At 54.4% G+C, this 14,855-nt stretch carries 8 protein-coding genes and 1 tRNA gene; 3 read left to right on the forward strand and 6 right to left on the reverse strand.

The window, feature by feature from the left end:
- Positions 1-255 precede the first annotated feature (255 nt).
- Positions 256-342 (forward strand) — tRNA-Leu (locus tag IG627_RS03460).
- A 96-nt stretch (positions 343-438) separates the two neighbouring features.
- Here the strand turns inward: IG627_RS03460 and IG627_RS03465 are convergent.
- On the reverse strand, positions 439-735 hold the full coding sequence (locus IG627_RS03465; RefSeq protein ID WP_319024491.1) for a phosphoenolpyruvate carboxylase: 297 nt from the start codon (positions 733-735) through the stop codon (positions 439-441).
- Positions 736-1,380: 645 nt separating this feature from the next.
- Entirely contained in the window at positions 1,381-3,663 is a 2,283-nt protein-coding gene (locus tag IG627_RS03470) for a hypothetical protein (protein WP_193190001.1), read from the reverse strand.
- Between the two features lie 53 nt (positions 3,664-3,716).
- Between IG627_RS03470 and IG627_RS03475 the strand changes: the two genes are divergently transcribed.
- Complete coding sequence (locus tag IG627_RS03475; protein WP_193190003.1) at positions 3,717-3,857, forward strand: hypothetical protein; 141 nt, start codon at positions 3,717-3,719, stop codon at positions 3,855-3,857.
- 369 nt (positions 3,858-4,226) lie between these two features.
- Here IG627_RS03475 and IG627_RS03480 read toward each other — a convergent pair whose 3' ends face one another.
- Positions 4,227-4,505 carry a group II intron maturase-specific domain-containing protein gene (locus IG627_RS03480; RefSeq protein ID WP_193190005.1) on the reverse strand — a complete coding sequence of 93 codons (279 nt, stop codon included), beginning with the start codon at positions 4,503-4,505 and terminating at the stop codon, positions 4,227-4,229.
- A 705-nt stretch (positions 4,506-5,210) separates the two neighbouring features.
- Between IG627_RS03480 and IG627_RS03485 the strand changes: the two genes are divergently transcribed.
- Complete coding sequence (locus IG627_RS03485; protein WP_193190007.1) at positions 5,211-7,121, forward strand: FG-GAP repeat protein; 1,911 nt, start codon at positions 5,211-5,213, stop codon at positions 7,119-7,121.
- A 175-nt stretch (positions 7,122-7,296) separates the two neighbouring features.
- Here IG627_RS03485 and IG627_RS03490 read toward each other — a convergent pair whose 3' ends face one another.
- From IG627_RS03490 to IG627_RS03500, 3 genes are read right to left on the reverse strand one after another with little or no spacing between them, the layout of a single operon-like run.
- Positions 7,297-8,115 (reverse strand): hypothetical protein, encoded by an 819-nt coding sequence (locus IG627_RS03490; RefSeq protein WP_193190009.1) that lies wholly within the window; start codon positions 8,113-8,115, stop codon positions 7,297-7,299.
- Position 8,116: 1 nt separating this feature from the next.
- Positions 8,117-9,241 (reverse strand): hypothetical protein, encoded by a 1,125-nt coding sequence (locus IG627_RS03495; protein ID WP_193190011.1) that lies wholly within the window; start codon positions 9,239-9,241, stop codon positions 8,117-8,119.
- Positions 9,242-9,279: 38 nt separating this feature from the next.
- Positions 9,280-14,769: a beta strand repeat-containing protein gene (locus IG627_RS03500; RefSeq protein WP_226864671.1), complete on the reverse strand. Its 5,490-nt coding sequence runs from the start codon at positions 14,767-14,769 to the stop codon at positions 9,280-9,282.
- Positions 14,770-14,855: the final 86 nt, after the last annotated feature.

Genomic DNA, 14,855 nt, shown 5'->3' on the forward strand with positions numbered 1-14,855 from the left:
CCCTAAACCAGACACAAAGCTTCCCGCGGTCGGCAGAAAGCCCTTGGCGCCGGCCTGAGAGTCTCCGGAAGTATGGACTGCGACGCAAACCAGTGACTACCGGTTCAGGAAAAGTCGCTACTGCACGCAGTATAAGCGATTTCGCGGCGTTTCCCGACCGGGTTGCAAAAAGTTGAAAAAAGCGCAGACCGACCGTTGACACCCCGACCCCATATCTCTATAGTGCGCGTCCTCAACGGCACACACCGTTGACTTGCCCAGGTGGCGGAATTGGTAGACGCGCTAGCTTCAGGTGCTAGTGGCCTTACGGTCGTGGAAGTTCAAGTCTTCTCCTGGGCACCATTTCGCAAAAGGCCGGCTCGTGAGAGTCGGCCTTTTTTTGTTTGTAGACAGCACTTGGCGCAGACCGCGGTCGGTGTCCGGATCGCCGGGAAAACGCTATTGGTGTCGACTCAGCCGCTCGCGGTGGCGCTGCTCGGCGATATTGGCCAGGCTCAGGAACTGGCTGAACGCGCGCGCAACCTCCAGCAGCGCCTCGTCGTCCAGCGGATCCAGCAGCTGGCGCAGGCGTTTCAGCGGCATCTCTCCCTGGCTGCGGCTCTCCACCGCCACCTGGCGGATGGTTTCAACGGTATCGAACAGTTGCTCACCGGCCTGCTGCCGCAGTACTGCGCCCAGCTCCTCGTCGAGCAGATGGACGTCTTCCCTTAGGGGAGCGTTCTGCTCCTGGTCCACGGATGTCTTCTCCCAAGCACAACAGACTGTCGATCCTAATTGCTAGAAGATCCAGTCGTGACTGTTACATTTGAAATCAGTAAGCGGCGAAAGCGGTATTGGGATCTGGGAGTCAGTTTTCCATATGAGACAGGCGCCGCTTTCCATCACTGCGCCGATAGCGGAACTTGCGAAACAGAAAGAGTCACTTGAGCATGCTGTAACCGGGTCGAGCAAAGCGGGTAATACATCCGCCGAACAAGCGCCTTCGTTTTCCGCCGGCAGTGCAGCATTACACCCGATTACAACTGCGATTTTATGCATACTGCCGTGCACCTACCTGCGCGAGAACGTCGGCGTGAAGAGATGATAAACTTCTCCGTTCAAAGCACGATTCAGATCACTCAGCTAAATCACAGCGCAGAACTGTCGTGGAAAGATGAGTTCACCGGACACTTACCTTGACAGTACTGATTAACATTCGATTTAGTTTTTGACTGTTTTGTCAAGATCTACCCCCTAAGGCTCTTGTCAAGACCTAACCCCTGGGCTCAGATCAATTACGGCCACGGGAAGCTCCCGCAACAAAAAGCCCCGCAGCGCGGGGCATAAATTAGAAGGCAGTTTTCTGATATGCGCAGGCGGTCGCCGGCGCAGTCTCTCTGATTATTTAGAGGCGATCGCCCGGTTCCCCGTCTCCAGTTCAACAACGAATAGCGCGTATAGTTCGGAATCGACAATCAGGGCACGGTTGTTGATGCTGTCGAATGCCAAGCCTGTAGGGGTTCTAAAATCCGGCCCGGCGCCAGCGCCATGGTTGGAGAGGATGGTTCGATTACCGGTATCGAGATCGACGGAGATCAGGGCTCTAGGTCCTGAGCTGTCTGCGACCAATACCCGGTTGTTGGCACTATCGACTGCCAGGCCGTTGGGATTGTACAGCCTTTCTCCGGTACCGGTATTGCTGTCCGACAGGATAGTCCGATCCCCAGTGTCAAGGTCTACAGCCACTACTGCGCGCAGAGAACTATCAGTAACAAGCACCCGATTATTGACTGGGTCCATTGCAACGCTGCGAACGTTAAGAAACTCTGTCCCTATACCATTGCTACTATCGGAAAGAACGGCGCGATTGCCGCTGTCCAGGTCTACAGTCACCAGCGCTTCCAGGCCACCGTCAATGACCAGTACGCGGTTGTTGGTGACGTCCAGAACCAGATTCTCTGGAAAGTCAAACTCCGGGCCAGTTCCATTGCTGTCATCGGAAAGGATGGTGCGATTACCGGTGTCGAGATCAACCAGCACCAATGCGTTCAACCTGCGGTCAATAATCAGCGCTCGATTGTTCGCGGTATCCATTGCTACTGCGACAGGGGTACCAAATTCTGGGCCGGTACCATTATCGCCGCCGGAAAGTGTGCTACGGTCGCCTGTGGAGAGATCCACCGACAGCAGCGTACTTTGACTCGTGCTGGTAAATAGTACGCGGTTGCCGGCCTCGTCCAGTACTATACCTAGGTAGGTGCCGCCCAAAATGGCGCCGTTGCCGACTTTACTGTCAGAGATTGCGGTACGGTTGCCAGTGGCGAGGTCGACCGCCATCAATGTCTCTAGCTTGTAGTCTGTGACCAATAAGCGATTATCTGCAGTATCCAGATAAGCCGCATAGGGCTCCCTAAACTGCGCTCCCGTGCCGACGCCATAGGACGACACAGGAGTACGGTCGCCAGTGGTGAGGTCCACAGCGACTACCTTTCTGCGGTATGAATCGGTAACCAGCGCCCGGTTGTTAGCGCTATCTATGACGACGCCTCTGGGGTAGATCAGGTTATCGCCTGTGCCGGTACTGCTGTCGGATACGACACGTCGCTCACCAGTCGTGAGGTTAACAGCTACCAGTGCCCTCAAATTGACATCGGTAACCAGCGCTTGGTTACTGCTCGAGTCCAGGACAACGTCATAGGAGGATGTAAAAGGCAGGGTACTGTTACTTTCAGAGATAATTATCCGGTCGCCGGTGTCGAGATTGACTGCTACCAGTACGTCCAGCCGACTATCGACAACAACTGCTCGATTATTGATATTGTCCAGAGCAAAGCCTCTAGGGCTTTCGAAGGCCGTACCGGTGCCGATGTTGCCACCGGAGAGAAGGGTCCGATTTCCTGTTGAGAGATCTACGGCGATCAGAGCATCCAGGCCCGAGTCAATAACCAGGGCGCGGTCGTTAGCACTATCTAATGCTAGATCGGAAGGTGTAAGGAAAGCACTGCCCGAACCATGATTTTCGTCAGAGAAGATTTTCCGTCGGCCAGATGCAGGGTCGACTGTAAAGATCGCTTTCAAAGTGCTATCTACAACCAGTATCCGGTTGTTGGCGCGATCCAATGCAATGCCATCAGGCTGCATAAAGACAGGCTGTAAATTTGCTGTTTGTAAAATTTGTCCTCGCCTCCCGGAAACATCTTGCCAATCGATGTGGAGCTCCTGAGCGGTATGAGCCTGATCGACAGGAATTTGCGCGCGCCACTGATAAGTGTTATTCAGGTCAAAGGTGGCGAAGGTGTCATTGACAGACAATGTGTCGATATCGCTGGAGTCTGCCAGTATCTGGTGGTTCTCCTCATCGACAAGAATCCCGGTAACCGTAGTGGAGCTTACATATCCGCCGAGGTTGGCATTGCCGGTCGGGTAGGAGACTTGGGCGACTACTGCCTGATCTACAACGGATACAATGACCTGCCGCTGATCGGCACCACCCTTACCATCGGAGACTTCTACTTCCACCTCATAGTCATTGTCACCATTTGCATCGGCTGGTTCTTCGAAGTTCGGTGCCGAGACAAAAGAAAGTACACCCGTACTGCTATCAATTTCAAAGTAGGCTTGGTCATCTCCGCCTGACAAGGTGAAGCTCAGTGTATCGTCATCGGCATCAATGGCTGTAGCCACGTAATCGGTATTAGTGTTGTTTTCCGATGTAGTTGTGAACGCTCCCGATGTGATTGAGGGGGGGCGGTTGGCTGTACCGCCGCTACCACTACTACCGCCACTACCACTACTACCACTACTACCACTACTACTACCGCTACTACTACTGCTACTACTGCTACTACTGCTACTACTGCTACTACTGCTATCGCTAGCCCGATCACTGCCACCACCGCCGCCACAAGCGACGAGCAGTGAGGAGGAGATAAGTAGGGGAATGACGAGCCTTGGAAGCATAACCTGATCCTTGTAAGTTATTTTATTTAAGCGCGAGAAGTCCACTCGTCGCCTGCAAAAAAAGCTGCCGGATCATATCAGTGGCTTTTAACCAGGTAAAGCAAGGGCGTTGGTCTGGCTCAGAGCTTAGGTTGGGTATACTGCAGCTTGTAATGAAGGTGTAATGGCAGAAATGGGATGACGGCATGTGGGGCGCTAATCGGGTAGAAGGCGGGGTTACCCCCGCCGTCCTCCCACACCATCGTTTGTACGGTTCCGTATACGGCGGTTCATGTTGTACTCATGAGCTATCGGTGTTGATCCACCAGCGACACCAGTTGTATTCGATCAATTCTCACCCCTTCCAGCCCCAGCCGCATCAACATCAGCATCCTGCCTTGCGTGTATAGCCGTTTCCATTGCCGCCACAGAATCTTGCGTAGGTGGCGGCGTATCCAACCGTACAGTTCTCGCAGGATGTCCGTAATCTCAATGTAGCGGTAGCAGTTGGCCCACCCGCGCACGGTGGGGTTGAGCTGCTGCATAAACTTCAGCAGGTTCTGCCCCTTTCCGCGACGAAATGGCATTCAGGCGCACTACCGCCTTGGGCAATACTTTGAGCCGGATCTTTCCAGCGTGCAGATAGAAATAACTATGGGACACCCACAATTTTTCCAACAACAGTAATGGTGTACTCGACATAGAGCACCCCAGAACTTTTGATCACATCTGTAGCCACGCCGAGCGGAGCGAAAAATGTACCCAGATACCCATCGATTTTGCCACACATGCCGTATTACAACCTATTACATGCAGCGTTTTATCTGCGACTAAAGCCCAAGGCTCGACAGCAAAACGTCAATAAGGCAACCGCTGAGATTTCCGTACTCAAAGTGCGATTTAGTTCACCCATTGCGGCCGCACCGGTGGATACGGCCCTTGTCATTTCGTTAGAATCTGCTCCGAATGGTCACAGGTGTGTGACAGGGAAGACCGCCAGGGAATAGAGGTATGCCTACCTGTATCGCGATCAAGCAAGTATCTCGCTTTTTACTTCGAGTCCCGCCAATTCGGCTGTCTTGTGGCCACGCCCTCCTTGTGAAAGGTTTCGCCGGACTGGGGCTCACACCAGCAGTAATGAACCCAATTTACTGATCCTCACAAAACACTCGAATTAACAGATAAAAATCGAATAATTCCAAAATCAAGAAAACAGTACCGAGCCGTCAAAAAATAGCAGTACGACAACACTATCGAATGGGCCCTACACAGTCAGTTGAAAAGGAATCGCAATGAACACAACCAGTAGAAAAATCAGCCAGGGGTTTGCGGGCTTGATCCGCAAAGTGCCAGTACTGCTTCTGACCACTCTGTTGGCGGCCTGCGGTGGTGGAGGTGGTGGAAGTGATAACGGGGGTGGCGGCTCGAGTAGCAGTAGCTCTGGTGGCAGTAGCTCTGGTGGCAGCAGTTCTAGCGGCAGCTCCAGTAGTTCCGGCGGCAGCAGCTCCAGTAGCAGCGGCGGTGGCGAGACAGCGCCCGGCCAGCCCATATTGACCATGAAGCCCCAGGCCATCAAGACCTTCCAGTTCAACTGGGAGCCGGTGAGCGGTGCGAGCGAGTACCGGTTGCTGGAGAATCCGGACGGCGTGTCCGGTTATGAACAGATCGCCAGCTTCGATGGCGAGACGGGCGAGTATGGGCTAGTGGTATTCCTGCCCGAGAGAGTCAACGCCAGCTATATACTGCAGGCCTGCAACAGCGTCGGCTGTACCGACTCGGCAGCGGTCGCGGTAAGCGGGAACTTGGCGGAGGCTGTCGGCTATATAAAAGCCTCCAATGCCGGCACTGGTGACAACTTTGGCAGCTACGGCGCTCTGGCACTTTCAGCCGATGGCGCTACCCTGGTTGTCGGCGCACCTAGCGAGGGAAATTCTGCTACAGGAGAGAGTGCAGACAAATGGGATGACAGCGGCGCCGTGTATGTATTCACCCACAGCAATGGCATCTGGCAGCAGCAGGCCTACCTGAAGGCCTCCAATGCCGAGCTGGATGACCGCTTTGGCTCGAACCTGGCGCTGTCCGCCGATGGCGCCACCCTCGCCGTCAGCGCTCCGTACGAGGATAGTTCGGCCACCGGGGTGGATGGAATCGAAGTGGATAACAACGACGCAGACAGCGGCGCCGCCTACGTGTTCACCCGCGACAACGACACCTGGCAGCAGCAGGCCTACCTCAAGGCCTCCAATACCGATGCCGGCGACCGCTTTGGCTCCGCCATTTCACTGTCGGGCGACGGCACCACCCTGGCGGTTGGCACGACACGTGAAGCCAGCGGCGCGACGGGTATCGACGGCGATGCGACGGATAACAGTGCCGGATTCAGTGGAGCCGCCTACGTATTTACCCGCGACAATGACACTTGGCAGCAGCAGGCCTACATGAAAGCCTCCAATTCCATCCAGGGAATGGGGTTTGGCGGCAGCCTGGCACTATCCGCCGATGGCAACACCCTGGCGGTGGGAGCCGGTCATTATAGTACCGGAGAGATGCCACACAGCGGGATCGCATTCACCTTTACCCGGGATAACGGCACCTGGCAGGAGCAGAGCTTCCTGACGGCCTCCTATCCCGACACACACGACCGGTTCGGTGACTCACTGGCGCTATCCGCCGACGGCACCACGCTGGCGGTTGGGGCGCCGTACGAAAACAGTATCGGTACCGGTGTCAACAGCGGACAGGAGAGGTTCGACACGAGCATCGACAGCGGCGCAGTGTACCTATTCACCCTGGCTGATGGTACCTGGCAACAGCAGGCGTTCATAAAGGCCTCCAATAACGATGCGGAAGACTTCTTTGGCTCAGCCGTGGCGCTGTCTGCCGACGGTGCGAGACTGGCGGTAACGGCAGCTGGAGAGGGCAGCGCCGCAGTCGGGATTGGCGGCGACCAGACCGACAACAGCGCCAATTTCAATGGCGCGGCCTATCTGTTTGTGCACGAAAACGGGGAATGGCGGCAAGAGTCTTACCTGAAGGCCTCCAATACCGGTGCGGATGACTGGTTTGGCAGCAGCGTGGCCATGTCCGCCGACGGCGATCTGCTTGCAGTAGGCGCTAGCTGGGAAGACAGTTCCGCAACCGGCATTGGCGGAGACCAAGCCGACAATAGTGCTGAAGATAGCGGTGCGGTGTACCTATATTAGTAATGGGCCCACCCCAGAAAAGGCCGGCTTGCGAGAGCCGGCTTTTTTGTTTCTAGGGATTTTTGCAAGGACACCAGGACGGTTCCACTTCAATCCGGCTGCGCAAAATCAGAGTGCCGGATAGGCTGTCTGGAGAAAGTGCGTTTTTTAATGCTGCTGACCAACGGTTTTCGGGTTACCACTCGATATCCATATCCCCGGTATCAGTCTCCTCCTTCACTAGACTGCCGCGGGCATCGCGTACTCCCACTTCAATATGCCCCGGCTCCTCGTCTATTTCCAGGTTGTCCAAAAAATCCCACAGGGGGCCGAGGGAGGTTTTGAGGGCCTTTTCGCTGGGTTCGTGATCGGAGGGCCAGAATCTCAATTTGCAGTCAACGATGAGCATGTGCTCTGGCGTCAGGGCAGTATAGAGGGCGAAGTTCCAGTCTCCGGATCGGACACCACTGACGCCGAGATACCAAGTGCGCCCCTTTATCTCCTTCTCCTCCAGTGCTTCCTCGGAAATTGGGATGAAATAATCGCCAATGGTAGAGAAATCTTTTTTAATATCCCTGTAGCGTCGCAGGATCAGTTTTTTTATCTGGAAAGGGGAGACCAGATCGTAATTGTCCTCCCACTCGACCTCCCGCAGCTTGACCAAACGTATATCAAGATGGCAAAGCCCCATATCACCGGCGGTTTCGTCATCGATATCAAAACTGCACCCTGTGTTGAGATGTTGGATCTCGACCTGAATATACGGCGACGACTCATCCCACAGCTTCATGCACCCATACATCCTGGGATAGGATTCCTCGCTGTAGATATCCGTCTGGTAGCCGATAAAATTGGGATTGCTATAAGGATATGGAGAGGGCTCTCCACTAAACGAAAGGTAGATACCCGAAAGATTGTAATTGTGCCTGGGCGCTGCATAAAACGGCAGCCAGTAGAGCGAGTCGATCTGCTCTATGGCCGGCTCTTGCGGGTCAAGTTTTTTATAGGCGCCCATCTCATGTCCAGCCCGCGTCGATATTAGACATCAGTTCCTTCACCATCTCGGCAAAGGTGAAATCAGGTCCACGGCTTTCAAAGCTCTTTAACGCAGCCGCTAGCGGCTGTACCAGCTTGTCGGCCTGTGTCCAACTGGCTCCCTGGCTCTGCAGACCTTCCACCAGTTCACCCGGGACAGTGACTTGATGCACCTTGGCAGCATAAGCCGCGCGGCTCATCAGGAAGCCGGGCTCGGATACCTTTGCCCCCACATCAGCCAGATTCTTGTAGACAATGCCGAGACTCGCCTTCGGGTCGAGAAAGGTAAACCGGTGCTCATTCAGCGGGCCGGCGCCGAGCCCCTTGTATTCATTGAGGGCCAGGGACAGCATCTTTGCGCCCTCGCCAAACACATACCACTCGTACTTGACCTCCGGGTTCGCAGAAGAGGACCAGGGCAAGGTAGCCTTGAAGAGTTGTGCCAGCTGTTTTGGTCCAGCCCCTTGTGGATTGGTTTTTTGTTCGGAAGTCCTCCAAACACCCAGACTGTCTACCAGATAGCTGGGGGCGTAATAGAGAGAAAAGCCGTCGTTGAGCTTTCCGCCAGACAGCTTCTCGGTAAAGTAGCCACCGAAAGATCTACCCGTCTCTCCAGCACTGTACCTTCCTCCGGAAAACACCGCGCCTATAGCGCCAACTGTTGTGCTTATGTTATCGCAAGGAGAATCACTTATCTCCCAACCTCTACCAGCTGAAAAATCCACCCTGTAGAGTCCCGGGGCATGATCCTTTCCGGAATCATCTTTATTTACCCGCCGGATCCCAGTGATATACACCCCCGGCCCCCGGTTTCTCTCGTTGGAGCGCTGAAAAACCGCGTAGGTCACCTCCACACCGCCAAAAGTCTGTCGGTGACTGAATCCATCGCTGATATTGCTGGCGGATTCAAGGCCGGCGGCCTTGGATTTCAGCTCGGTCACCTGGACGGCCAATCTCCTGCCCTCTTCGGTAGCCGTGTCCACCAGGTCCATAAAGCGCCTCAGCAGGCCTTTATCGATAAAGACAGGTTTGCCATCCTGCCCCCTGGTGCTCGGATGAAAGTAGACAAATCCGCTGTAATCCTTCTGGTGCACTGTTGCGGACATTCCAATCACTCCCTTGAAACCGCCTGCCAAAATTCCAACTACCGGCCGCCCGATGCCCGCACACTCCCGGCCTGGGATTTCCCTTCGCGCATACGTTCGTCCAGGTCTTCCTCATCTTCTTCTCGGGCGGGGGCGTTAGCCGGCTGCAGGCCATCGGCACTCAGTACCATTTCCGGCGCATTCACCGCCTCCACGCCTGCGCTATATGGCGGTACGGCGGCGAAGATACCCGGATCCACCTGGGCAAAATCCTCTACCGCGTTCTGCACGGCGGACTTCAGTCCCTGGGCAGACTGGGCTCCGGCCACAGACTGAAGCCTGTCACCTATCGCGGTAAGCGCCGGGGTTTGCCCGATAAAGTAAGGATCGAAGTAGATGACGGAGACAATATCCACCGATTCCGTTACATCCATGATTAGCGGATTCAGCTCACTGCCGATTACATTCCACTGTTTCTGTTCCAGGTCAGTGCCCGTACCCAGCGTCACCTTACTCGCAATCAGATGGGGATCTACATAATTGTTATCCCTGGACTCCCCGGTCAGATTGCCAATGTTAGCGCTATTTAACATGATAGTGCCGCGGCCGGCATTGATCACGTCGATTACCAGATCATCCTGTTCCAGTACTGAGATATCAATATCCGCGCCGGATGTCTGGATACTGAGAACATTCACATCAGAGGTGATATCCACATCGCCGGCGACGGTCAGGTCCGCACGGTTCGCCAGCAGATCGCCGCCGATAGTATCGTTAGATGTGCTGGTAATTGCGACATTGCCGCTGCCGTTGTAGCCCAGGCGCATGCCATCGGCGAACAGAATACCCGCACCGTTGCGGTTGAAGCTCTCGCTCTCGTTGCCGCCATTGACGAAATCAAAGCCGAGGCCGGTTTCCAGGGTCAGACTGTCGCTATTGTTGTCCAGCCATTCAAAGCCGGAGAACTGGAAGTTGCCAACCTGGCTGCCACTGTCGAAAACCTGCCAGGTCTTGCCGGCGATATTGAACTGGAACTGGTCATCGCCGCCACCACCGTGGAGGGATACACCCTGGCTGCTATCGACGTCGACCTGCAATCGGTCGTTGCCCTCTCCCAATGACAGGCTGCCCAGAGTGGTTCCGGCCAGAAGCACCGTATCGCTGCCGGCGCCGGTATCGATGGCGGTAAAGGAGCCGTCTGTCAGGGTGAACTGGTCGGCTCCAGCGCCGGCGATAAGCGATTCCATGCCACTAAATACCAGCGACTCACCGCCACTGCGGATAGTGCCCTGCGAGTCATTCACATTCCACTGTGCATCGATATCGGCACCTCGCAGGAGATCGGTGCCGCTGCCGGCAACCAGTTCGGCAACGCCTGTATAGGTAATGTCGGCGAGGGCAAAGCTGTTCAGGCTGTTGAAGACATATTCGCTGTCGATATCCTGGCCGATATAGCTGCCGACGCCATTGACCAGTTCGATATCCTCGAACAGCACTGTCACGCCTTCGATGGTTGCCACCGCGCTGCCGTCGATCAGTGCATCGCCACTGTTGTGCGACGTCCAGCTGGCGCCGTCGGCATTGACAGTGTCCGCCCCGCCACCGGCGGCAACTCGCTCGACGGCGCCAAAGCGGATACCCGCAACGCTGATATCGCCATTCCCAGAAAAGCCATAGCTCTCGTCGGCGTCGGTGCCCTGCAGCAGATCGTCACCGGCACCCGCCGCCACCGAAGTAATGCCCTCGAAGGCGATGGCCGCGGCACTCAGGGCATTGTTGCCAGCTAGGGTGAAGGTTTCATCGCCGCCGCTGCCGATCAGGTGCGCATTGCTGGTCACCACTTTGTCGATACCGGTGAAATCGACATTGTTTGCCGAGACTTCACCCTTGGTACCGGTCAGCTGCCAGCTACTGGCACCGCTGGTTACCGTATCCCCCGCGTCCATGCCGGCGGAGACACTGCTGACTGACGAGAAATCGATGCCGCGCACGCGGAGCGACTGGTCGGAATCCCCCAGTGCGAAATTGTCGACAGCGCTGTTTGTTGCCGCGTCAATCTGCACATTGCTGGCAACGACGGACTCAATACCATTGAAATTGATTTCCGCAGCGGTAGCAATGCCATCGGTGGCACCCAGCACCCAGATCTCACCGCCGCTGGAGCTAACCTGGTCATCGGAGCCACCGGCGTTTACCGTACTGATATTGGTAAAAGTTATTTCATTGGCTGTGACCTGGTTATTGGCGGTAATAGTAAACTGGTCGGACATATCGGAACCATTGAGGGTTCCATTGCCGCCGGAGGTCTTCTCCAGGTTGGTGTAAGAGATTCCCGCATGACTGAGGGCCTTGTTGCTGCCACTCAGTGTCCAGGCTTCATTCAGCCCTTGCAGCTCATCGGCGGCACCACCGGCAGCGTCTACTGAGGCGACATCCTCAAAGCGGATACCGTAGTTGCTATCCAGCGCCTTATCTACATCTGCTACTGCAATAAACTTGTCATTGTTGGCAGTACCGGTCAGCGCACCGGTACTGGTTACCTTCTCTATGTTCGTTACGTCGATATTATTAGTGGTGACGGCATTGGCACCGTTCAGCGTAACCCCGCCTAAGGCTGCAATACTGTCGTTGCCGTCACCTGCATCCAGTTCCGTTAGTCCGGAAATAGTCAGACCATAGATCGACAGATGACCTTCGTTATCGAATTGAAAACTATCGGCCTTACTGGTGCCGATCAGGCTGGCCGCCACCAGGGAATCGAAGCCGGAAAAGCTCATCTTGCTGGTTGAGAAGTTGCCACTCTGGTCGTCGGCCAGAGTAACGTCGACGATGGCTGTCAGGGAATCCGCGCCTGCTGCCGCGTTGACCTCGGAGAGGTCGTTAAAGGTCATGTTATCGACGCTTACGGAATTGTCTCCTTTGACCGTATAGCTCTCGCCACTATTATCGCTCGTATCTCCGGACAAGATACCACTGCCGCCGTTGAACACCTGGGCACCAGTGATAGTGATACCACCGTGTAGCACCTGATCGTCAGTAGCCATCAGGGTCCAGCCACCGGACAGCGAAGAATTCACCACATCAACACCTGTGCTTGATGTGGCGTCAATAGTGGTCACATTGGTAAAGCGAATGTCTGCAGAATTGACGACGGTGTAGGTTGTAGTATTACCACTGCCGTCGTCAGAGCTCTCGGACTTGATGTCAAAGATGTCAATACCACTGGAGCCAACTAGGTCACCGCCACTCCCGTTTACGGTTTCAATGCCATGGAAGATGATACCGTTGTTGTCCACGACATAGGCTTCACCGATCAGTGTCATATCGCCCTGGGCCTGAAGGGTATCTCCGGACGTTGAGGCTGTAGCCTGACCTTCCGCATAGACCTCACTTACGTCGCTGAAGTAGATACTTCCCACCCTGAAAGCATTCTCGGTGGTATCGCTGACAATAAATTCGTCATCGCCGGCAGTCGCGTAGAGCTTCGGCACTTTGACCGTATCAATATTGGAAAACTGCAAGCCGGCATCGAAGAGCCGGAGTGGATTGACTGTGCCGGTCAGCTTTAGTCCTTCGGCATAGGCGCTCGCATTCAGGTCATTGTCCCCGCCGCGTCCATCGACGACGGAAACACCGTCGAATGTCATGGTGCCCAACTGCACATCACCGCGTGACGTCAAAATGAAGTCGTCGTTGCCTGCTGCGCCATCCCGGCCCAGCAGATCGGCATTCACAGCCGTCAGATTTTCCACATTGACAAAGGTGATACCATCATTAGTTGCGCTGTTGCCGCCTTCGACAATCCAGTCGGCGCCGCCGAAACCTTCAACAGTATCCGATGTACCGTCAGCCTGACCACCAAGATCAATGTTTCCGGAAAAACCGCTGAACTCAATATCATTGCCTTTGAGAGTCTTTCCTTTAACCGAATCAACAGCGGTAACAGTAAACCAATCCGCTTTCGCCGATCCAGACAGACTTCCGCCATCACCTTCGACAATCTCTATACCGTTGAAAATGATATATCTATTAATTAATCCACCGGAATCCCCGGTAAGATCCATATTGCCGTCCGCCAGGACTTTATCACTGTCGCCCAGTGAATCACCCCTGCCATCTACCGCATCCACATTACGAAAATTGATCTTATTTGCCGTAAAGTCATTATTACTAGTGACCTCGAACGTATCGTTTCCGCCGTCTACCCCAAAAATATTGTTAACGTCGTCGACAGTGTTTATACCAGTGAACAGCAGCGAAAAGACCTCTGAACGCACTTCGTTATCCGAACCCGTAAGCGCCAGAGAACTATTATCACCAGAGACAGTCAGCACATCGGAGGTCCCTGCACCTTTTACCCAGTTCAAGCCTTTATCTTCGCTCAGGCCCTTGACTGTCATCCTGTCGACATAAACAGTGCCATCACTATTCAGATTGAAATTCCCTCCTGAACTAGATCCAACAAGTCCAGCGTCGTTGGCGACAAGAACTTCTACCCATATAAACGTAATACCAAAGTTCTCTGCCGAATAATTGTCTCCTGTCAGTATCCAGTCGGCGCCTTCAAGTCCAATGACCGTATCCTGACCACCTAGGTCCCAAACAGCGCTGTACCCTGTGTGCTCAATTCCATCGAAGGTGAACTTGTTTACCCCTGTCACCACATAGGTACTGTCTTCACCCGCCAGGTCAGTGAAAGTCCCACCATTACCATTGGTTCTTTCAGTATTCTTAAAGGTTATACCGCTTGTAATAAATACGGTTTCACCATCGACTTCGTCATATTCGCCAGATCCACCAGACAATAGAATGACAAGGTCGCCATCTTCCCCACCGGCATCAACCTCCGACAAGCTACTAAAGTAAAATTCAGATACCTCCAACTGATTGGCATCGGTAATAGTAAATTCTTCATCTGAATCAGTTGTAACCAGCTTTAGCGTCTTAGCGCTTTTTATGCCATTAAAGGTTAAATTTCCGGCAGTTATCTGTTTTGTCTGTCCAGTCAGAACCAGCCCATTTGAATATCCAGTGGCATCAATTAGGTCTTCCGTCCCTCCACTGACTGACTTCATACCATGGAAAGTCATGGTTTCCACAAGGACATTATTTTCATCAATTACAGTGAATGTGTCGCTGCCACTACCACCCTCAAGCACGGTGCCATCTGTTGTCAGGTATTCCGCATTGGCAAAGGTAATGTCGTTGTTCTTGGCGTGATTACCGTCAATGATCTTCCAGTTCTGACCAGCAAGCCCTTCAACCGTGTCCTGCTCGTCGGCGCCCTGCGCACCCGCATCTATCTCGCTGGCAAAATTAGAAAACTCAATGCCGTTGGCATTCACCGTGGCTGCCCTGACGATAAAGTGGTCGGCCTTGTCGGAGCCGACTATGCTGCTGCCGTCGCCGCCCACGGATTCGATGCCGCTAAAGGTGATATTGTTGTTGATGAATTCCCCGGCCTCTCCGGTCAGCGCCATATTACCCACGGCGTTGACCTTGTCTCCGTCCGGCCCGCCAGCTTCGGCTCCAGCGTTGACGGTAGTCACGTCGCTAAACGTGATCAGATCTGCGCCTACATTGTAAACGCCGGTTCCTACTCCGGTTTCGGCAACGGTAAACTCGTCATCGCCAG

Origin of the sequence: Microbulbifer taiwanensis, assembly GCF_014904815.1 — a bacterium.
GTDB classification, from domain to species: Bacteria; Pseudomonadota; Gammaproteobacteria; order Pseudomonadales; family Cellvibrionaceae; genus Microbulbifer; species Microbulbifer taiwanensis.